The sequence below is a fragment of the Sinomonas sp. P47F7 genome (genome assembly GCF_049332655.1).
Classification (GTDB): domain Bacteria; phylum Actinomycetota; class Actinomycetes; order Actinomycetales; family Micrococcaceae; genus Sinomonas.
Genome location: NZ_CP186327.1, coordinates 712,620 through 733,526, shown reverse-complemented (window position 1 = coordinate 733,526; position 20,907 = coordinate 712,620). Strand labels below are relative to the sequence as shown.

The 20,907-nt window shown below is 65.9% G+C and carries 18 protein-coding genes; 11 read left to right on the top strand and 7 right to left on the bottom strand.

Features of this window, described 5'->3' with window-relative positions:
* The first annotated feature begins 59 nt into the window (after positions 1-59).
* Together ACOKR1_RS03585 and ACOKR1_RS03580 are read left to right on the top strand one after the other, a co-directional pair.
* Positions 60-743 carry a TetR/AcrR family transcriptional regulator gene (locus tag ACOKR1_RS03585; RefSeq protein ID WP_422935395.1) on the top strand — a complete coding sequence of 228 codons (684 nt, stop codon included), beginning with the start codon at positions 60-62 and terminating at the stop codon, positions 741-743.
* A 73-nt stretch (positions 744-816) separates the two neighbouring features.
* Complete coding sequence (locus ACOKR1_RS03580; RefSeq protein ID WP_422933071.1) at positions 817-2,406, top strand: IS1182 family transposase; 1,590 nt, start codon at positions 817-819, stop codon at positions 2,404-2,406.
* A 205-nt stretch (positions 2,407-2,611) separates the two neighbouring features.
* Here the strand turns inward: ACOKR1_RS03580 and ACOKR1_RS03575 are convergent, their stop codons facing one another.
* Positions 2,612-4,186 (bottom strand): multicopper oxidase family protein, encoded by a 1,575-nt coding sequence (locus ACOKR1_RS03575; protein ID WP_422935394.1) that lies wholly within the window; start codon positions 4,184-4,186, stop codon positions 2,612-2,614.
* Between the two features lie 205 nt (positions 4,187-4,391).
* Here ACOKR1_RS03575 and ACOKR1_RS03570 point away from each other — a divergent pair, with 205 nt between their 5' ends.
* The 5 genes from ACOKR1_RS03570 to ACOKR1_RS03550 all read left to right on the top strand — a co-directional run bounded on the left by ACOKR1_RS03570 (position 4,392) and on the right by ACOKR1_RS03550 (position 11,206).
* Positions 4,392-5,606, top strand: coding sequence for a heparan-alpha-glucosaminide N-acetyltransferase domain-containing protein (locus ACOKR1_RS03570; protein WP_422935393.1), 1,215 nt, complete (start codon positions 4,392-4,394; stop codon positions 5,604-5,606).
* 296 nt (positions 5,607-5,902) lie between these two features.
* Positions 5,903-7,510, top strand: a complete 1,608-nt coding sequence (locus ACOKR1_RS03565) for an EAL domain-containing protein (RefSeq protein ID WP_422935392.1) — start codon at positions 5,903-5,905, stop codon at positions 7,508-7,510.
* The gene (locus ACOKR1_RS03560) at positions 7,510-8,790 is read left to right on the top strand and encodes an EAL domain-containing protein (RefSeq protein ID WP_422935391.1); all 1,281 of its coding nucleotides are present in this window, start codon (positions 7,510-7,512) and stop codon (positions 8,788-8,790) included. The genes ACOKR1_RS03565 and ACOKR1_RS03560 overlap by 1 nt, the downstream gene beginning before the upstream one ends.
* A 185-nt stretch (positions 8,791-8,975) precedes the next feature.
* Positions 8,976-10,883: a glycosyltransferase family 2 protein gene (locus tag ACOKR1_RS03555; RefSeq protein ID WP_422935390.1), complete on the top strand. Its 1,908-nt coding sequence runs from the start codon at positions 8,976-8,978 to the stop codon at positions 10,881-10,883.
* A 113-nt stretch (positions 10,884-10,996) separates the two neighbouring features.
* Positions 10,997-11,206 (top strand): hypothetical protein, encoded by a 210-nt coding sequence (locus tag ACOKR1_RS03550; RefSeq protein WP_422935389.1) that lies wholly within the window; start codon positions 10,997-10,999, stop codon positions 11,204-11,206.
* Here the strand turns inward: ACOKR1_RS03550 and ACOKR1_RS03545 are convergent, their stop codons facing one another.
* The 3 genes from ACOKR1_RS03545 to ACOKR1_RS03535 form a co-directional block, all read right to left on the bottom strand.
* On the bottom strand, positions 11,207-11,551 hold the full coding sequence (locus ACOKR1_RS03545) for a hypothetical protein (RefSeq protein ID WP_422935388.1): 345 nt from the start codon (positions 11,549-11,551) through the stop codon (positions 11,207-11,209).
* A 183-nt stretch (positions 11,552-11,734) separates the two neighbouring features.
* Entirely contained in the window at positions 11,735-12,196 is a 462-nt protein-coding gene (locus ACOKR1_RS03540) for a Clp protease N-terminal domain-containing protein (protein WP_422935387.1), read from the bottom strand.
* Positions 12,189-12,407, bottom strand: coding sequence for a helix-turn-helix domain-containing protein (locus ACOKR1_RS03535; protein ID WP_415853779.1), 219 nt, complete (start codon positions 12,405-12,407; stop codon positions 12,189-12,191). The genes ACOKR1_RS03540 and ACOKR1_RS03535 overlap by 8 nt, the downstream gene beginning before the upstream one ends.
* A gap of 50 nt (positions 12,408-12,457) precedes the next feature.
* Here ACOKR1_RS03535 and ACOKR1_RS03530 point away from each other — a divergent pair, with 50 nt between their 5' ends.
* Positions 12,458-13,366 (top strand): FAD-dependent oxidoreductase, encoded by a 909-nt coding sequence (locus ACOKR1_RS03530; RefSeq protein WP_422935386.1) that lies wholly within the window; start codon positions 12,458-12,460, stop codon positions 13,364-13,366.
* 76 nt (positions 13,367-13,442) lie between these two features.
* Entirely contained in the window at positions 13,443-13,679 is a 237-nt protein-coding gene (locus ACOKR1_RS03525) for a hypothetical protein (protein ID WP_422935385.1), read from the top strand.
* 216 nt (positions 13,680-13,895) lie between these two features.
* Here the strand turns inward: ACOKR1_RS03525 and ACOKR1_RS03520 are convergent, their stop codons facing one another.
* The 3 genes from ACOKR1_RS03520 to ACOKR1_RS03510 form a co-directional block, all read right to left on the bottom strand.
* Positions 13,896-14,642: an SGNH/GDSL hydrolase family protein gene (locus tag ACOKR1_RS03520; protein WP_422935384.1), complete on the bottom strand. Its 747-nt coding sequence runs from the start codon at positions 14,640-14,642 to the stop codon at positions 13,896-13,898.
* Positions 14,643-15,017: 375 nt separating this feature from the next.
* Positions 15,018-15,575: a hypothetical protein gene (locus ACOKR1_RS03515; protein WP_422935383.1), complete on the bottom strand. Its 558-nt coding sequence runs from the start codon at positions 15,573-15,575 to the stop codon at positions 15,018-15,020.
* Positions 15,576-15,651: 76 nt separating this feature from the next.
* Positions 15,652-17,298, bottom strand: a complete 1,647-nt coding sequence (locus ACOKR1_RS03510) for a DUF4012 domain-containing protein (RefSeq protein ID WP_422935382.1) — start codon at positions 17,296-17,298, stop codon at positions 15,652-15,654.
* 658 nt (positions 17,299-17,956) lie between these two features.
* Here ACOKR1_RS03510 and ACOKR1_RS03505 point away from each other — a divergent pair.
* On the top strand, positions 17,957-19,435 hold the full coding sequence (locus ACOKR1_RS03505; protein ID WP_422935381.1) for a sugar transferase: 1,479 nt from the start codon (positions 17,957-17,959) through the stop codon (positions 19,433-19,435).
* Between the two features lie 90 nt (positions 19,436-19,525).
* On the top strand, positions 19,526-20,803 hold the full coding sequence (locus ACOKR1_RS03500; RefSeq protein WP_422935380.1) for a hypothetical protein: 1,278 nt from the start codon (positions 19,526-19,528) through the stop codon (positions 20,801-20,803).
* Positions 20,804-20,907: the final 104 nt, after the last annotated feature.

Here is a 20,907-nt window from a genome sequence, read left to right as displayed (position 1 = left end):
TAGACCAACGTTCTGTTGCCCGACCGTAACAGACCGATGTTCTGTAAACAAGGATGGGGATGCGCAAGCAATTTCAGCGGGCCAGGAGCGACGACGAGCGCCAGGAGAGGCGCGAGGCGATCGAAAGGGTCGCCGTCGGCCTCCTCGACGAGGTTCGAGTTCACGACCTCACGCTCACGGAGCTGGCCCGGCGGGCCGGACTCGCGAAGTCGAATGTGCTCCGTTATGTAGGGTCCCGCGAAGCGCTCCTGCTGGACATCTACGACCGCGAATACCGCTCGTGGCTCGAGGAGCTGAGGCACGAGCTGGCCCACGCCGAGCCGTCCACCATCGAGTCGGTCGCGCTGGCGATCGCCGATACGCTCATTCGTCGACCTCGCCTGTGCGAACTCGCCGCGAATGCGCCGGGCGTGCTCGAACAGAACGTCTCCGGCGAGGTTGCCGCACGCTACAAGACGGCGTCGATCGCGAACGCGCGCACCCTCGCCGAGATCATCGGCGCTCGGCTCGGCGCCTTCAGCGAAGCCGCCGGAATCGCGCTCGTGAGCGCGGTAAACCTCGGAATCGGAGGGATCTGGGCGGCCACCCAGCCGTCCCCCGGGATGGCCGCAGCCTACGCCTCGCATCCGGAACTCGGAGCGCTCCGCCTTGACCTCCGCATCGCTCTGCGCGAGTTTGTTGCGACCATCCTCACGGGGCTCGCCCATCGCGAACCGACGCTGCCCTTCGAGCGGCGGGCCTAGGAGACTGCTGAAGAAGTCGGGCGGGCGGGGCGCGCCTCCCTGCTTCGGGCCGGGGAGGGTTAAGACTGGCTTCATGCAGGGTCGCGACGATGGACAGCGTGAGTTCCTTGACGTTGAGGCGCTGGCCGGGCATCTGCTGGTTCCGGGCAGCGTCTTCGCCTTCCTGGCCGGGCATCGGCTGAAGCTGTTCCCGGCGGAGATGTTCGAGGATCTCTTTCCCTCGGGCCGGGGCCGGCCCTCGGTCCCGCCCGAGGTGGTCGCCACGGTCCTGGTGCTGCAGGCGTTGAACGGGCTTTCGGATCGCGAGGCTGCCGAGGCGGTGACCTTCGACCTGCGGTGGAAGGCCGCCTGCGGCTTCGCGGTCGCGGACCGGGCGTTCCATCCGACCACCCTGACCTACTGGCGGCGCCGGCTCGCGGCCAGCGCCCGGCCGCAGCGGATCTTCGAGGCGGTCCGGGACGTGGTGGCCGCGACCGGCGCGGTGGGCGGGGGGACGCGGCGGGCGCTTGACTCCACGGTGCTGGACGACGCGGTTGCCCGGCAGGACACGGTCACCCAGCTGGTCGCCTCGATCCGGCGGGTCGGCCGGGAGGTCTCCGGCGCGGAGGCGGTGATCGCCGCCGAGTGCACCCGGCTGGCCGGGCTGACCGGGCAGGACTACGCCTCGGCCGGGAAGCCGCGGATCGTGTGGGACGATGCGGCCGCGCGCGACGGCCTGGTCACAGCCCTGGTCAACGACGCGCTCGCGCTGCTCGCGGCGCTGGACGTCGATGCCGCCCAGGCCGCGGGCGGGAGGCCTGCGGAGGCGGTGGCGCTGCTGGCGCTGGTGGCCGGGCAGGACGTCGAGCCCGCGGAGGACTCCGACGGCAGCGACGGGCGGTGGCGGATCGCCCGCAGCGTCGCACCGGACCGGATGATCTCCACCGTCGACCCGGAGACCCGGCACGCGCACAAGACCCGGGAGCGCCGGCAGGACGGGTTCAAGGCCCATGTGGTGGTCGAGCCGGAGACCGGGCTGACCACCGCGGTGAAGCTGACCAAGGCCAACGGCCCGGAGAACTCCGACGCATCCGTCGGCAAGGACCTGGTCGCCGCCGACCCGACGATCGCCGGGCAGGAGGCCGTCGAGGTGCTCGGCGACTCGGCCTACGGGTCCGGGGAGATGCTGCACGCCCTGGACCAGCGGAAGTGGACCCCGATTATCAAGCCGTGGCCGCTGCGGCCCGCGGTCGAGGGCGGGTTCACCATCGACGACTTCGCCCACGACGGCGAGGCAGGGACCCTGACCTGCCCGGCCGGGCACACCCGCCGGCTCACCAAGACCCGCAAGGCCGTGTTCGGCGCCGTCTGCGCCCACTGCCCGCTGCGATCGCAGTGCACCACGGCCAGAGACGGTCGCAAGATCGAGGTGCATCCCCACGACCTGCTCCAGCGCGCACACCGCAGGCGGGCCACCGCGGAAGGCTTCCAGACCACCTATCGGGCCAAGCGGCCGATGGTCGAGAGATCGATCGCGTGGCTGACCCGGGGCAACCGCCGCGTCCCCTACCGGGGCGTGGAGAAGAACAACAGCTGGCTCCACCACCGGGTCGCCGCCCTGAACCTCAGGCGACTGCTCGCACTCGGCCTCAGCTTCGACAACGGAACCTGGCAGCTGGCCTGATCGCGCCGCAGGCCCCCAGAAGACAGCCTCGAACCCAACGCCAGGGGCACCACGACGCCCTGCACAGGCGGGACGGACCCATGCTGCACCCAGAGCCGACCAAAACCCGCCGTTCGACTGGCCAAGGCGGCACCGATCACGCCACCAGCCAACCTGCGAAGGGAGCTTGTTCAGCAGTCTCCTAGCCGAGACGGCTGGGCAACTACTACGCCCCAGCCACCCGGATGTAGCCCATCATTCCGTTGTCCTCGTGGGCGGCAATGTGGCAGTGGAACATCCAGTTCCCGGGGTAGTCGGTGAAAGCCTGGCGAATCACCACCTTGCCGGGAGTGCCGTTGACGGCGTGGGGGATGACCACGGTGTCCTGGCGGCGCGGGGCCGCGAGCGGAGCCCCGTTGACGCTGAGCACCTGGAAGGCATTGGTGTGCATGTGGAAGGGATGGTCCTCCCCCGAGGTGTTCAAGATCGTCCACTCCTCGACGGTGCCGAGCTTCGCGGCAAGATCGAAGGTGGGCTGGTCCATCGAGAACCGCCGGCCGTTGATGTAGAAGGCCGTGCCCGAGGAATCTTCGGAGAGCGCGAGCGTGCGGCGTTGCGCAACGGGGGCCCCGCTGAGGTCCGGCGAAGCGCCACGGAGCGGGGTGCCCACGGGTACGGAGCTCGGAACGCCGCTGGAAGCGGGGCCCGAGACGTCCACGTTCATGAGCGGGGTGTCCGGATACATGTCGCCCTGGGGCCCGTTGCTGTAGCTGAGCGTTCGTAGCCACGTCGAGGTCGGAGTCGCAGGGGCGGTGACCAGCACGTCGAAGCGCTTCCCCGGCGGAAGAAGCAGCTCGGCGGCCCCCGTGGCCTGAGGATATTCGTTGCCGTCCTCCGCGAGCACGGTGAACGTGTAGCCGTCGAGCTGCAGCCGGTAGAAGATGTCCGCGCCGATGTTGGCAAGCCGCCACAGCTGCGTCTCACCGGGGCGCATGGACAGAGCAGGGCGGAGCTGGCCGTCGACGAGCCGCACGGTGGGGGCGTTGGAGTCGATCGATGCGCCAGCCGTGCCCTGCACGATCTTCCCCGCGGAATCGACCTGCGCATCCTTGAGCGCGATCGTGTGGACGGGAATATCGCGGAGCGAATCGGGAAGGGAACTGCGGCTGTCGCCGACCACCATCGCCCCCGAGAGGCCCGCGAAAATCTGGTTCTCAACATCACCCGGGGTGAAGGGCGCCGAGGACATCGAGTGGGTGTGCCCGTCGCCGCCGGTTCCAGACGGAGCCGGGCACGAGGTACCCATCGCGTGGCTGTGGTACCAGAAGGTCCCCTGCTGGTGGTCACTGGGGATCGTGAGCCGGTATGTGTACGAAGCTCCCGGCGGGACGCACACGAACGGGTTGTCCGAGCTCCCCTCGGGCGAGGTGTGGAGGCCATGGAAGTGCAGGTTGGTCGCGACGGGCAGCCGGTTGTGGAGGGTGATGGTGGCGGCCTTCCCCGGCTCGAGATGCAGGGTCGGGGCGACGAGCGAGCCGTTGTACACCTGGCCCCAGATCTCCTTCCCGGAGACGGAGACGCGGGCCTTGGTCGCGTCAAGAGTGAGCTCCGCCTGGTCGGCGTCCGCGACGGCGGGCTCGGCAAGCGGGGCCCCGGGGGTCATCCCCTGCTCCTGCTGAGCCGTGCTGGGTGGGTTCTGGGTAGTGGCGACGGCGGCGATCGCCCCCGTCGTGACGAGGACGGCCGCCGCGAGGGCGGCGAGCGTGATCCGGACGCGACGGCGGAGATCGCTGAGAGACATGGCTGGGCGCATGGGGGTGCTCCAAGAAGGCGTGTGAACGGGGTGCGCGGGGTCGGACTACTTAGGCGAGCCTAATCACGGCTCCGAGGATTGGGCAAACAAACTCTTACGTAATTAGAGTTGGACCGCAGGATCACAGGCCCACCGGGCGTCGTCGCCCTCCACTGCGGTTACCCCCAACACACGCAGACGAAAGGACCGATCCATGGCCACCGAGACCACGAGACCGGATTCCCCCAGCAACGCGCAACGAACGTCCGCCCGTGGCCGCCTCACGGGCATCGATATGGCCCGAGGAGCAGCCCTCCTCACGATGATGGCCACCCACCTCTTGCCAGTGATCTCGCCGGATGCCACGGGTCACCCGGAACCGACGTGGATCGGCCTCGTGATCTCAGGCCGCGCCGCTGCACTCTTCGCGGTCCTTGCGGGCGTGTCCCTCTCGCTCGGCCGCGTCCCCGCAGCCGAGAACCGTCTGGGGCTCGCTCTCCGAGCCGCGGTGATTGCCGCCGTCGGCCTTTCTCTGGGGAGTCTCAACGTCGACATCTCGATCATCCTCGTGGACTATGGGGCACTGTTCCTGTGCGCCATCCCCGTTCTGAAGCTCGGCCAACGCGCCCTCGGCGCGCTGGCCGTCTTGTGGATCCTCCTCGCGCCGCTCGCCGCCTATGGGCTGCGTACCGTGCTCAGAGATGGCTCGCGCCCACTGCGTCTTGGGCACAACCCAGCGTGGCTCGACCTGATGGATCCGGCGCGGTTCGCGGCTGACATCGCTGCCACCGGGATCTATCCCGTGATCGTTTGGTTCGGCTACATCCTCGCGGGGCTATGGATCGGCAGGCTCCCGTTGCGGCGCCTGGGCGTTCAGATCGGCCTGCTCGCCGGCGGCGTGGCGGCGGCTGTGCTCGCGAAGTGCACCGAGTGGGTTCTGCTTGGCCCGCTCGGCGGCCGCGACGCACTGCTTGCCACCCCGCAGGCGCGCGACGGTCAGCTCGACGCGCTGCTCCGCGCCGACCTCTCCGAAGTCGACCAGACCGGCAGCGTGTGGTGGCTCCTGACGGCCGCACCACATTCGGGCACAACTCTTGACCTCGTCCACACGTGCGGGACCTCAGCGGCGGTGCTCGCGGGATTCCTCCTCGTCGCGCGGATCCGGGTGATCGACCGAACCCGTGTGCTCCTCCCCCTCGCAGGCGCCGGCGGCATGACCCTCACGCTCTACACGGGGCACGTCGCTGAGATTGCATGGTCCCAAAAGGCCGGGTCCGAGTTCGACGGCGGCGGCCTCCTCGCAGCGCACGTCCTCGTTGCGCTTGCCGCTGGCCTCGTGTTCCGCCTCAACGGGTGGCGCGGTCCGCTCGAGCGGGTCACCCATGCCGCCTACCAGCTCGCGGCGGAGCTTCGGGCACCGCACGCCTGACTCGGCAAGATTTGCGGTTGTTCATCGGGTGTTTGAGTGGACTTCGTCGCATGAAAGTTGTACATGGCTAAGCTGCGGCGAGGGCCCAGGTGCTTGGCGTCGCGGGATCTCGCGGACGGGCATTCCGATGCGCCCATCCAATGGGTGGTGAAGGTCAGGCTGGTCATCATGGCTTGCCTGAAGTTCAGGAGCAGAGATTGTCCAGCAAGCGATCTTCGTCGGCGTCGCGTCTGGCCCAGGCGATCCCCACAGTGCCGGCGTCTACCCCGGCGGTTGAAGTGGACGGCATGTTCCGCATGAGCCCTGACCTCCGCGGGGTCGCCGTCCTCGACGCCCTGAACGGGCCTGCGCTCCTGACGCGGAACGCCACCGAGCTGCACCTCTCCGGACGGCTGGGCTACGGCCGGGCCCTCCACTCCAGGAGCACTGCGGGCCAACTGTTGCCCGAGTCGTCACTGGTCCTCACCGACGAGACCACCCTCGACGAAGCCGCAGACCTCGCCCTCGGGCGCGAGGAAGCGAGCCGTTACGACGACCTGCTCCTCCTCGGCGAAACCGGACCGCATCTGGTCACAGTCTCGCAGCTCTTCGAGCAGCTTTCGGCGTCGTTCCGGCATGCGGCGTGGCACGACCAGCTCACCGGTCTGGTGAACCGGCGCTGGCTCGCGGACCGCGGGCCTTCGATACTGGCCCGCACCGATCCGGGCCAGACGGCGATCCTGTACCTGGACCTGGACAACTTCAAGACCGTGAACGACACCTTCGGCCACGAAGCCGGCGACGCGGTGCTCGCCGAGTTCGGCCGGCGCCTGTCCGCGTGCTTGCGGGACGGCGACACTGCCGTGCGGCTCGGCGGGGACGAATTCGCTGCGGTCTTGCTCGGTGCTACTGGCCCGGGTGCCGAAGCCGCGGCGGCCCGAATCCTCGACGCGGCCACGCGGCCCTTCGAGCACGGCGGGCATCCGCTGCGGCTTTCCGCCACGATCGGGGTGGCCATCGCCTCGGATGTCTCCTTGGACGACGCGCTGAGCCCGCTCGATGCCCTGCTCAGGTACGCCGACGGGGCCATGCTCGCCGGAAAGCGGACGGGCAAACGCCGTGTCCAGACCGTAGCCTCCGGCGACGCGGATCCCTTCGCGAGGAAGGCGAAGGTCCAACGAGAGCTCCTCACCGCCCTTGAAGAAGACGCCTTCGACCTGAGATACGAACCGGTTCTCAAAATTGACGACGGCGGCGAGGCGGCTTTGCTGTCGTCGCTCCATTGGGAGATCCCCGGCTTGGGCGCCATCACCCCGGAGGAGCTCCTTCCCGTGGCCGAGCGAAGCCATCAGCTCGGCGAGATCGGCCGGTGGGAGCTCGAACGCCTCTGCCGGAAGGCCGCACAGATCGCCGCTGCGGAGGGACCGGACCGTCCAGTAGTCCTGAGGGCATCGTCGGCATGGCTCGCGGAGGGATCCCCCGCCGAAGAGGTGGCGGCCACCCTCGCGGGGCACGGACTCCCCGGTTCGGCGCTCCGCCTTGTCTTCACCGGGCCGATTCCGTCGGTTCGGATTCAACACGCCCAGACCCAACTCCGCGGGCTGGACCTGCAGGGGGTGCAGACTGGCCTCGACGACTTTGGCGGCTGCCACCCGCGACTGCTTGATCTGCGTTCGCTCCCGTTCTCGATGCTCTACGTCTCCCAAGCCCTCACCGAAGACATCGATACCGATGATGCTGCTGCAGGCTTGGCAGCCTCGCTTGCACAGACGGCGCGAGCGCTCGGGATGAGTGTGGCCGCGACCGGGGTGGAACGTCACGGGCAACTCGAGGTCCTCCGCGAGTTGGGGTATCGGGAAGCCTCGGGCCCGCTTGTTTCCGCACTGCTAAAGCCCGAAGCCCGCTTGATTACTGAAGGGACTTGATGAGCTGGACCGACAGTGGGACTTCCAAGATGGACCTGTCTCGGCTCCTCCCCGAGATCGACGAGGCGCAGGCTGTTGCCACGCGCGAGAGTGCGAGCGCGCCCTCGCTGCTCTTGGTCGACCTCCCATCGCTCAGCGGCCTTTCTCTCAATTCGTCGTACCGAGTGACTGCCGCCGTGATCGCACGGCTCCACGACGCGGTCGCACCCTCCGGAAACATCGCGGTAGTGGGCGAGGGCCGGCTAGCCGTTCTCGTCCCCGGGACGGGTCCACGCAGGGCCGCTGCCCTGGCCCGCCGGGTCGAGCGGTGCATTGAAGACCTGCACAACTCGGAGAATGTACCCTTCAGCGGCCCCGCTAGCGTCCGGATCCATCAGCTCGATCCGGGGGCCAGCGCTCAGGATGCGCTCGCTCTGGCGGGCGTCGCGCTCGATGCCGTCGCAGAGCACGCTCTCCCTGTCTGGCCCACGCGGGCCGAGATCTTCGACTCCCCTCGGCCGCGCGTCGCGCTCGCGGACGACCTCGACGAGGCGGTACACGCCGGCCGCATAGGCCTTGCTTACCAGCCCATCGTGGGCCTGCAGACCGGGCGAATCATCGGGGTCGAGGTGCTCGCACGCTGGCAGCATCCATCGTTAGGCGATATTCCGCCTCTCGAGTTCGTGCCGCTCGCCCACGAAATCGGGGTCGCGGGAGAGCTCGGCCGATTGGTTCTCGAGAGTGCACTCACCCAGCTCACGGGCTGGAGGAACAGCCGCGCGATCGGCTCGGACTTCGTCCTCTCCGTGAACACGAGCGCCGACCAGCTCCGCGCGCTGGTCGGGCGTGGCCAGCTTCAGGGCCTCCTCTCGGCTACCGGCACAGACCCTCAGAACCTCGCTCTCGAGCTCACGGAGGAATCCTTCGTGGCCGGCGCCGAGCAGGACGTCGACGTCTTCACGCAGCTGCACGGGCTGGGAGTTGGCCTGCACATCGACGATTTCGGAACTGGCTACTCCTCGATCGGCTACTTGCGCCGCCTTCCGGCCGCTTTGGTCAAGATTGACCGGACCCTGCTCGGGGATCTCGCCGGAGATCCACGGGAGCAGCGGTTCATCCGGGCGATCCTGGACATGGTCGGCGCCCTGGATCTTGGCGCCGTTTTTGAAGGCGTCGAGACACGTAGCCAAGCCCGGGAGCTCTCCCGCCTGGGTGCGGCGATGGCCCAGGGGTATCACTTCAGCCGTCCACTCCCGGCCGCAACCATGACCGCGCTCCTCGGTAATTGGAATCAGACATAGGCCGAAGCGTGGAAATCGCACTCGAAGTTGGATTCCCGGCCAAGGCAGGGAGCAGCCCCACGCCGGGCGCCCCGGCGGCGGAGGTGATGGAACGGGACACAACCTTCGGCCTGCCCGGTCGCCCCAGGGGCAGGCACAGGCGGTCCACCTTGAGGGACCTGCGCAGGGCCGGGCTGGCGGGTTGGGTGGCAAACCTCGATGCGCCCGGGCCGGAGGATCGGTGGGCCCGCCGCATGGCGCACGTCGGCGGCGTCGGGGCGGCAGTGGCACTGACCTTGTACCTGATCTGGCGCGCCGCCTTCACTCTCCCGTCGGGGCCCTCAGACCAAATAGCAGCCTGGGGCATGCTCGCCTTCGAGGTGCTGCCACTGCCGGGCATGGTTCTGAACGCAATCACGTGGTGGAACCTCGACGCGTCCCCGGCACCGCGCCACCAGACCGCCGCCCCGCCGCGCGTCGTGCTCCTCATTCCTACCTACAACGAGCCTGCCGAGGTGCTCGCACCGACCGTTGCGGCAGCGTGCGCACTGACGCCAGCCCATGAAACCTGGGTCCTGGACGACGGCGACCGAGACTGGGCGGCCGAGCTGTGCGCGACGTACGAAGCGCGGTACGTCCGCCGGAGCGAGCACGACCATGCCAAGGCGGGCAATATCAACCATGCACTCGCCCTCATGGAGAGCGAGGAGGCCATGGGTGCCCCCGGCTTCGACGTCTTGGCAGTCCTGGACTGCGACCACGTGCCCCTCCCAGCGTTTCTGACTTCGACGCTCGGGTGGTTTGCCGATCCACGGGTGGCACTGGTTCAGGCCCCCCAAACCTTCTACAACGGCGGGGCGTTCGACGACGACGGCATCACCGGGGAACAGGGCATGTTCTTCAACGTGCAGATGAGGGCGCGAAACACGGCTGGCGCGGGGCCGTTCTGGTGCGGGTCCACGTCGCTTCTCCGGCTCGAGGCGCTCCGCCAGGTGGGCGGTGTGGCTGTCGAGACGATCACCGAGGATATGCACACCACGCTCAAGCTCATCAAACGAGGCTGGCGCACCGTCTACCACCACCAGACCCTGGCCCTTGGCCTCGCGCCCGCGACCCCAGAGCAGTATCTCCTGCAGCGCCGCCGCTGGGGAATGGGCGCCATGCAGATCCTCACCCACGAACGGCTGTGGGCCGCGAAGCGCTGGATGTCCTGGCGCAATTTCCACGAATACCTCAACGGCACCCTCTGGTGGCTCGAGGGCGTCGGCACTCTCCTTGCCTTCCTCATCCCCGCCCTGGCTCTCGCTTCCGGTGCACAGACTTCGACCGCGGACCCTGTGGTGTTCACGGCGGTCTTCGGTACCACGTTCGCGGTCCGCCTCTGGGGTGCCAAGCAGCTCATGCGGCGCCAGATTCATTGGCCCACCGCGTTCGCCCTCAGGGTATTCAGGATCCCGGTGGGAATCGCCTGCCTCTGGTGGCTCATCAGCCGCAAGGCCCTCAGGTTCGAGGTCACGCCCAAGGGGGCCGCCGACCGCCGCGCCCGCGGCACTCTCCCACGCATCCTCCTCGTCCTCGCGCTCATCGTTGTGGCCGACGTCGCCTACTCGGCCGCGGGCGTCCTCGGCCTCGTCCCGTGGCGCGCGAACCCGTCCTCGACGCTCACCGCGGGATCCTGGCTCTTGCTCTCGGCCGCCGTGCTCGGGCTAGGGATCGTACGGATCCGCTCCGAGAGATATGCGACGTCGCGGCGGAATTCTCACCGGGTCATGGTCGCCGCGCCCGTAACGGTCTCAGGGGTTCGCGGGGAGCTCATGGACATCTCGGTGGGCGGAGTCAGGGTCCGGCTCCCCCACGCCGCCCTCCCCCGGTCCGGAACTGCGGTGCTCACGCTTCCCGGGGCCCCGGCGGTCCAGCTCGAGATCGTCCACACCACGGCTGGACACGACGGTGAGCAGACGGTTTCCCTTCGCGTCCGGGCCGGAGACTGGGCAAGCCACCGAGTCCTCTCCCTGTGGCTCTTCCATACCCCGCTGGATGCCGTGCCAGCCCTCGGCCACGGAGTCCCGGCGGTAGCGGTCACCGCCCGCGCCACCGGACCGGCCTCCCGATAGCTCGGTTCATGACCGCGTAGGGGCCAAACTCGCGTCATGTGCAAGACTGACTCCGCTCTACCTCCACGGCGCGAACCAGCGCCTCCGCGACCCCAGATCATTGGAGCCCCATCATGTCCGAAAGCACTGTCACCGAATTCGACGGCAAGTGCGCGTTCGCGCTCAGCGTCGGCCCCGCCGCGAAGGCCCCCGAGGGTAAGCCCGAGCACATCCTGGTCCGCGACGGCAAGACGTACGTCTTCTCCGCTGCCGTCCCGAAGTGGCTCTTCCAGATCATCCCGGGCAGCGCCGACCGTGCCCAGAAGAACTGGGCCTCGAACTAACTAGCGAGCCGGTGCGCCGTACGGGGCCGGAACCGGCCTCGTACGGAGCACCTGGATCGCCCGCATCACCACCCACAGCTCGAGGATCAGCCCGACGAACTGGGGCGACCCTCCCTCCAAGATCGCACCCACCAAGCCGATGAGACCCAGCAGAAGGGCCAGTCCGCTGAAGACGAGGCTGGAGACCATGGGGGCCGCCGCCGTCGTCCGCCTCGTGGCGAGGGACCAGATCCCGAGGCCCAGATAGATCACCCCGGCGACCGCTGAGACGATCACGGAACCGTTGCTGCTGGCGAGCACCACGGCGAAGAGCGCGGCGGCGGCGAAGTTGAAGATCGCCAGCACGAGCGAGATCCACCCGATCTGCGTGCGCCTGCTCCGGGATCGGTCCGCATCCCTCAGGGTCAGCCCGAGGGGCCCCTCCCCCGGATAGAGCACAGGCTGGCCCGCCGGCCACGGCGCGGGCGTGTTGCCCAGAGGCGATTGAACTTTGCCAATCGCGCAAGCCGGCCCGGGCTGTGGAGCGATTTACGCGGCGTCGGCCAGCCGCTCGCGCAGGGCCGTGAGGTCCACGGAGAGGGCCGTCAGGAGCGCCGCGGCCGGGTCGGTCTCGCTCTGGTCGATGAGGGCCAGCAGCATGTGGCGCGACGTGATGCTTCGTGCCTTCTCCACGGTCGCGTAGCGAAGGGTCTGCCCCATCACGGCCTTGGCGCCGGACGTCATGAGGGCGTGACGTCCCAGGGCGATGGGACCGCCCCGCTGGAAGCCCTCGATCTCGAGCCCGATTGCGGCAAGGGCCTTGCGGTCTAGCTCGTCGGCCGCTCGGTGCGCAGCCGCGGCGTCGGACCCGACGACGCGGGCCAGCTCCGCGTCCTGGAGCAGGGCGAGCAGCAGGTGCTCGGTGCCGATCCTGCGGTCGCCGCGGCGTGCTGCCTCGTTTCGGGCTTCCTCGACGGCGGTCCTCGCGGACCGCGCGAACCTCTCAAACATCGCTTTCCTTCTTTCCGTACTTGGCGTGCACCGACTGGCGGGAGACGCCCAGGGCGTCGCCGATCTGCTCCCAGGACCACCCTGCGCGCCGCGCTTCGGCCACATGCACCGCCTCCACCTGCTCGGCGAGCCGACGGAGTGCGCCAACGGCGCGCAGACCGGCGGCGGGATCCGTGACTCTCAGCTGCCCGCGCAGTTCCCAAGATTCCATGTCTGTCAGTCTGCATTGACAACGCAGCTGTGTCAATCCAGACTGACGGAATGAAGACAGCGGGAATGAAGACACACCGCGAATCCGCCGACCCGTGGGACGTGGTCGTTGTCGGCGCGGGGCCCACGGGTCTGCTGCTGGCCGGCGAACTTGCCGCGCAGGGGCTACGCGTCGCCGTGCTCGAGCGGGACCTGGAACGGGACCCAACGCCCAAGGGAAACGGGATTGTGGGCCGCGCCTCGGTCGAGCTCGCGAAGCGGGGCGTCTTCGCCGGCACCGACTTCAAGGCCATCAGGCCGCCTCGGTTTCAGTTCGGGCCGATCCCTCTGAGGCTCGGCTTGTGGCCGGCGAGCCCCCTGCACATCCTGCCGATACCGCAACGGCGGCTTGAGGAGCTGCTCGAGCGCCGCGCGGTGCAGCGCGGCGCGGACCTGCGCCGCGGGCACGTTGTCCTGGGCATCCAGCAGACCGAATCGCGGGTTGAAGCAGAGGTCCTCGGCGGCGACAGGCCGCACCGAATGCTGGCTCGCTACGTGCTCCGTGCGAGCCTGCATCGCGTCCTCGGTGCCGACTTGCCCTTCACCGACGCCACCGCGATGCGCACCACGGTCGGCAACAGCCGGATTGCCAGCACCTACAGAGCCGGCCGGGTGCTGCTCGCCGGGGACGCCGCGCACATCTTCAACACAGGGGGCTCCTCGCTCAACGCGGGCCTGCTCGACGCGCTCGAGCTCGCGAGCCACCTCACCGCGGCACTGCGCGGCGGAAGCCCTGAGGACATCGACGCCTACGAGAAGGCACGCCGGCCAGCGGGCCTGCGCACCCTCTCGCACACCCGGGTCCAGGCGGCACTGAGCCGCGACGACGGCAACGCCACGGCCCTGCGCGAGATCATGGGCCACCTGGTCGCCACTCGCGGTGCCGCGAGGCGACTCGCGGGGCTCATCGAGAATCCCTAGCAGCGACTTCCCAGCCGAGCGCGCCGGGAGTAGAACATTCTCGTCACCATCCGCACACTCGCATCAGGACCCCGCCATGGCCGATGGGAATGAGATGACCAAGGCCATCTTCGTCATGCTCGAAAGCCCCAAAACCCCGAGCAGAATCCGCTCCTTCCTCAGGCACACCGAGGACGACCCCCTGGAGGAGAAGGCCTGGCGGCTCGAGGAGGCCGTCCGGACGCTCCCACCAGGGACGTTCGAGCAGTACAGCGAGGTCGAGCGATCGCAGATCACGGTGGGCCTCAGCGAGGCCAAGCTCCTCGGCTACTGAACGCTACTGAGCCCCCACCGAGCCTGTGCCCTTAAACGCGAGAGCCCGGCTGTATCAAGGGGGATAGATACAGCCGGGCGGTTACTCGCACCCACCGCGGGAATCGGGGGATCCGCGGCTACGTTCAGAATCTACTTGATGGGTTGACCACGTAGACGCAGTCTTTATGACTCCTTAGCGCCCAATTTTGCCCGCACAGCGCGAGGCCCGTCCGGGTCACCCGGGGATGGCGCCCGCGATGGCCTTGCCGATGATCTGGGCCGCATCCTTGGTGGGCCGCACGCCGTCGAACGTCATGCCCGGCGCGTAGACGTCGCCGACCCGAACCCCGGCGGCGGAATCGATGAACGCCCACTGGCGCTGAGCAGCGAGCCGCTGGAGCGAGGCGTTGAATGCGGCCGTCGGCCGAGGATCGACGTCCCGGGGCGGAATCGCCGAGACCACGACGCGCCTCGCCCCGACCGTGGTGACGATGCGGTCAAGATTGGTGGTCGTCTGCGTGAAGGCGACGCCCTGCGTGATGTCGTTCGTCCCCGCCACGATCACGAGCACGTCGACGTCGAGCTGCTTGACGTTCGCGGCGATCTTGGCCGTGGTCGCGCCCGCGCCGGCCCAGCCGCCGGAGAAGACGAGGTTCGGGCTCGCCGCGTACGTCACCCAGGACGTCGAGCCGGTCTGCCCGTCCGCGAAGTCCGTACTGTCGGCCAGGGTGATCGCGTCGCCCACCGCGGCGAAGCGGTACGTCGCCGCGGTGGGAGTCGGTGTGGGGCTTGCGCTCGAGGGCGTGGGAACGGACGACGGCGCGGGCGTCCCGCTCGCTGTCGGCGCCACGACCGCGGTGCCCCCCTGGGCACCCTGAGCTGTCGCGCGCTCCATGGCCGGCTTCATGACGGCGGCCACGACGAGCAATGCTGTCGCAGCGGCCAATAAGGCAACGCCAATCAATTTGATGCGCGTGCGCACCGGACCCCCTCCTGTCCCCTGGATGGATCAAGCAGGCCACGGCGGCCCCCACTAGTTTGACACGTAAAACGCAGCGTCAGCGCCAGCAACGTTGCCGAGGCGTCTCCAGGCGAGCCAGCGCCTCTTACCCCTGGAGATTCCACACAAGAGGCTCGACGCCTCAACGAGGCGACAAAGCTGTCAAGCGATTAACAGCGTCCGCGTCTCCGAGGGCAACGAGGCCAGACTGGTCCGACAGGCCACTAGATATGATGACATCTATTTTTTATACGGCATGCGATCATCAAAAGTGATCCATTCAAAGACGCCTCGACCCGGCGGCCTTATTAGCCGCCGGGTCGAAGCGTTACTGACAATTAGGCGTTTCGACGCTGACTAGGCGTTCCGACGCTGCCGACGAACGAAGGTCAGGGTGCCGACGATGGCGACACCCAGGACGAGTGCACCCGCACCAATCCAGATCATGAGCATCGGCAGCGTGGCACCGGTGTTTGCAAGCGCCGCGCCACCGCTGGTGTTGGCAAGCGAGGCGTTGCCGGCGCTAGCCGGAACAGTCGTAATCGAGGCAGTACCGACATTGCCGGAGGTAAGGCCGGTTGCAGTCAGCGTGTAGGTACCGGTTGCGTTGGACGGAAGAGTGACGTTCACCGAGAACGAGCCGGACGCGGAGGCCGACTTCGTGAACGTAGTCAGGACGGCCGCCTTGACGGCTGAGAGCGTGACGGCGGTGTCGCCGTTCACAGAAACGGACACAGTCTCATTCGCCGCGAATGAGCCGGCAGCGAACCCGACGGTTACCGTTCCGCCCGGAGTGGCGTTCCCCGAAACCGTCACGTTACCGCTCGGCACATAGCCCGCTGCGTTCGCAGCGGCCGGAGCGGCCACGAGCGCAAGAAGGGCGAAGGACAGCACGGCGAGGGCTTTTTTCAACATTACAAGATCCCCAGTCTTAGATTGATAGCTGAATATCGGGCTTGCGACAGCCCCCAACCAGCACTATACGGACACGTTAGCGTACAACATCATCACACGAAAGTGAGTATTTGGAGAACTTGAGACTATTAACAGTTGGTGTCGAGATCAAGTCAGGCTGCTGACCAGCTTGGGGGGCGCCTAGGAACTGGAATCGAAGCACAGTCGACTGCCCCGGTGCCAACTGAACGTTCGTCTGCGCAACTGGGTACCCAGAATCCATATCGCGATGGACATCGAGGGGCGCCGAGTCCTTCCACGCGGCGGTGTAGATCGACGACGCTGGAGCGTAGACGTTCACCTGCGTCTTCACGTCGCCCGGCTTCACGCCGTACTCGCCGCCGCCTGTCACGTACTCAGGAAGCGAGGTTGCCGCATCTGCGGGAGCAACATTCGTGAGTGTGACCTCTAGCTCCCACGTCTGCCTGTCGTCAGACCTGCACATTGCCCCACCGATTCGATAGGACTCTCGGAGGTAGTAGTCCATCTTTGCGCCTGTAGCGTCGTTCAAGTACACGCCGAAAACGCCATGCTCTGGGGTTTGGGCAGGAAGGTCTCCCGAGATCCCCGCTGACTGAAGAGCGTCTTGTTCCATCCGCTGCGAGCTCCATCCGAGGAGGCGCCGCTCCTTCACTGCCTGTCCCAGCGCGTCGAGCATCGGCTTGGGCTGAAAACTCCCGTTCGCGAGCTTCGTGAATACAGCAGAGGCGGCCGTGGAAAAGAAGTCGTCCTTGTTCGCGCCGTGATATTTCGAGTAGGCGTCGCTCAGGAGCATGCGCGCGGCATTCGAGGAGTCCATCGTCTCCCCCGTGGGAAGCGACACCGGACCCGTGGCCTGGAGCAAGTAGCCGAGAGCAATGGGATCGATCGAGAACACCCCATCGACCTGGACACCAAATTGCCGCTTCCACATTTCGGCCGCGAGGCGGGCCGTGAGGGGAAACTGCGGGACGAGGTTGACGTCCTGGAAGTACTGCCCTGTGATCGGCCCATACAGTCCCTTGGTCTGATCCGCCAGCGGTAGGACGGGGTTCGGGTACCTCGGAAAGTCCTTTGCCGCCGTCTGGCGCCCCAGAGTGATGTGGCCATGGTCAACGCGCAGTTCCGCAGCGGCCCCTGGAATCCCTCCCGTTGCGCGTAGTTCGGCATTGTTCTGGAACAGCACCAGGTAGGTCCTCGGCGTAGAATCTCCGAGCATCGCTGGAAGCACCATCGTGGCGGTGTCGGCGGCGGAAGCCTCCCGAGCCGCTTGAGCGAGAAGGGACTTGAGTCTTTCGACGCTCGCCTGAAGCTGCGGCATGGATCCGAAACCGGGGCGAACAAGAGCTACCTTCTGATACGCGTCTTCCAGGACTCCCGTTGCCTGGGTCACAGCTGGACGCACCTTCGCGATCGGGCCGATGTCCAAGGCGCCGCCCACCGGCTTCAGTGCTGATGGGTTGATATTTGCAGACACCTCGGAAAGCGGGATCACGGCGCGATGGACCACGTCGGAGAGGATGCCGGCCAACTGCGTCGTCGTCGCAAAATTAGTGCCGACGATCGGGAGAAGACTTGCCACTTGCCAGATCGGATCACTCACGAATCCGCGCGCGGCGTCAACGTGCGCGGACAGACGCTGCGCCCCGTCGCGAGCCTGATTGGCGCGCCCTTGAGCAATGTCGGACTGCACCGTCTTGGCCAAAGCTTCCGACTCAGCGAGCTCCTTCTGGGCGAGGTAACCCCGAACCCCCAGCCACACAGCGCACGATGCGACCAGAAGCAGGGCAAATGCACCGACTACCCAAAGTCGTTTACGGCCGGTCAGCTCAACGAGCCTCGAGCCGAGCCGAAGTCGTGATCTCAAATGCCGATTCATCGATACACATCAGGGACCAAATGACGGCTTGCGGCCCGCAGCCGGAACGGACCATCAATGCGGACTTCATGGGTCATTAACGTCGTCGACACTTGCCCTTCCCCTCTGGGCTACAACTTCTTGCGCAGGACAACCCCTGCGTGATCGTCAATGCGGACCTCACTCGGCCGACGACGACCACTGATCGCCCTCATCATACGAGACATCAGTACTGCACGACCGCCACTGAATAGTTGCGAAGACGTCACGTAGATTTGTTACACAGCCTACAGCCACGATGTTGACCGGGTACGATATGCGGTTCGCCGTCAGGTGATAACGTTCAGTCGTGATTCGGCCTGTCCGGAGGGGGGACACTCGTGTGGGGCTACGTGCCTGAGAGGAATTACATCGGGGTCAGGTGCCTGACGATGGATCCGCGCCGCGGACAATGCTGGGGCCGCACCGAACCTCGGTCATCCTTCATGGGATCGGAACTTGCGTCGTGAGCCCCGCTGAGCTGGGATTGCGGCCTACGGTCGACCCGGGCCGGACCGATTGGCGTCAAGGGCTAAGTCGAGGCCTGATCTTCACTGATCTCCTCGTCTTGGTATGGGTCGTCTTCGGCGTTCAGATTGCATGGTTCGGCTTTGACAGCGCGCACGTCGCCTTCCAAGGCTCACTGGACGATCTCGCTGTGAGCTACTCCGCCGTCTCAGTGATTCTCATTCTCGCCTGGATGCTGATTCTCAAGATCTACGACACCCGCGAGGCACGAATCATCGGCGCTGGGCCAACGGAGTACCGGCTGATTGCAGACGCCTCCCTACGGCTGTTCGGCCTCGTCGCAATCATCTCGTTCCTGTTCCAGATCAACTTGGCGCGCGGCTACATCCTCGTGGCGCTGCCCACAGGCGTCGCGGTCCTCGTGCTGTCCCGTTGGCTTTGGCGCCAGTGGCTAGGGGTCAAGCGGCAGACTGGCGATTATTCTGCGCGCGTCCTGCTGGTCGGTTCGGAGAATTCCGTGAAGCACCTTCGGACAGAGCTGGCACGCCATCCCGAGGAGGGGTATCACGTTGTCGGCGAATGCTGGGTGGGGCCGGCTAGAGGACCGGCGTCTCACCGCTCTGTGCCGGTGTACCTTCACCTCGATACGGTGGAACGAGCCATGGTCGAGACTCGCGCAGACACGTTGGTGATCACGAGCGGTGACGAGCTCACGCCCGGCAACATACGACGTCTGAGCTGGATGCTGGACGGCGAACGACATCAGCTCATTGTCGGGGCAAGCCTGACCGATGTCGCGGGGCCCCGCATCCACACGAGACCAGTAGCAGGCCTCCCGCTCATCCACGTCGAGGTACCTCGGTATGACGGCCCCAAGCATGTCGGCAAACGCGTTTTCGACATCGTGGGAGCGGCCGTCCTCATCGTTCTCCTTTCGCCGCTGCTCCTGGCTCTTGCCGTGGCCGTCAAGGCCAGCAGCCGAGGCCCGATCATCTACCAGCAGGAGCGCATCGGACTCAATGCCCAGTCGTTCATGATGTACAAGTTCCGCTCAATGCGCGTCAATGCTGACGACGAGTTGAACGCCCTCCTTGCACAGCAGGGCAAGGGCGAACTGCCACTCTTCAAAGTCGACAACGACCCGCGAATAACGCGACTGGGTCGCTTCCTCCGGAAGCACTCTCTCGACGAGTTCCCGCAGCTCTTCAATGTCTTTACTGGCAGCATGAGCCTAGTGGGTCCCCGCCCTCAGCGACTTGGCGAAGTCAAACTTTATGACGACGCGGCGAAGCGGCGACTGCTCGTCAAACCAGGCATGAGCGGCATGTGGCAGGTAGGCGGACGTTCATCGCTTTCATGGGAAGACTCGCTCCGACTGGACCTCTTCTACGTCGAGAATTGGTCATTGATCGGCGACATCATCATCCTCTGGCAAACTGTCAAAGCAGTCGCTGCGCCCGGCGATGGCGCGAAGTAAGGATGAGGTGATGAGCTCGCACACCCCTGGAACTGAAAGACCGGGCTCCCGGCTTACAAGTCTCGCTGCCGCCAAAAGGACCACGCACTGATGTTCTCAGTACTAGGAATGCTCGCGCTCCTTCTCCGATACCGAACACTCACCTCCGGAATGGTGGCCGTAGGACTGCTCGCGCTCCCGACCTTCGGATTTCTTCTCCTCGAGAATGAAAACGGAACAGTTGAGGGAGACTGGCTTGTCCAGATTTCTCCCCTGCTGGTCGGCGCGGGAATGATGATTCATTCCCGCCGTCGTGTTCTGAGCAAGGAAGACCCCGAGCTGAACTCAGCACGCTTTGACAACCTCCTGCTCGCTGGCAAAGTCATTGCATTGCCGAGATTTCTCAACGGCTGCCTGTGGCTCTTGGCCATTCTGGCCGTCCTGCACTTCGCGATCGGCGGAATCCCCGTCTTCACCGCCGATGTCGAGACCCAACGCTTCGGTCTAGGTAACAGCGGACTGGGTGGATTACCAAGCAGGGCGGTCCTGTACTGCATCCCGGCCGTCGCCCTTATCTCCCTGGCTACCGTATCGACGCGAACCCGCCGAGTCACGATGTCGATATGGCTTCTCTACGCGATCAGCCAACTCGGCCTCGGGTTCAAGGGGGCGCTTCTCGAGGTGGGGACAACCGCCATGATCGGGTATCTGATCAGAGTCAGGAAGCCTAAATTTGCAGTTCTCGTATGCATGGCAGCCGCACTTCTCGCCGGAGGACTGTATGTCGATTTCATTCGAACCCTCTACACAACCACCGCCAGCGGTTCGGGCGGTTTCGACTACCTAATCCGGCGGTCAACCGTCGATGCCATCCAGTCTGGCTACCTCGCCCTCCACAACTTCCCCGGACAGTCAATTAGCTACTCTGTCTTCGCCCACGATTTTGATGTGCTTATGCACCGATATCTGGGAATTGGTTCGACAGACGACTACACGTTCGACATGCTCATGTCCTCGATTACCACTGGAACGCCCCTAGGGGCAGGAAACTTTATCGTTCCAGTCACAGTCGGGGGATCAGTCTACCTACTCTTCAGCATGCCGGAACTATTCGCTGTTCTGTTTCTCATACTCATCGGCTGGTTGTGGTACCAGGCGGTCGACTGGCTAAGAAGCGTCTCCAGTCTCACGATGATTATTATCGGAGCCCTAATAATATTGGGAATACAAACATTCTTGCTAAACGGAAACGGGGCTTACCTAATCATCAATTTGGCATTTTCAGGAGCCATGCTCCTGATTATCGGCCTCATCACTATTCGAAGTCCTGCTCGGAAGCTGGACACGCTGCCCAGAAATTACAGGGCTGGGGCATCGAATGTCAATTGACACTACCGCACGGGTAAGCCTCAAGAACGCATCGGAGTTTCTGTACTACCAGTCGGGACCGCTTGCTGTCCTCTTGACCTCCCTATTTGTTTGGCCAACACTCG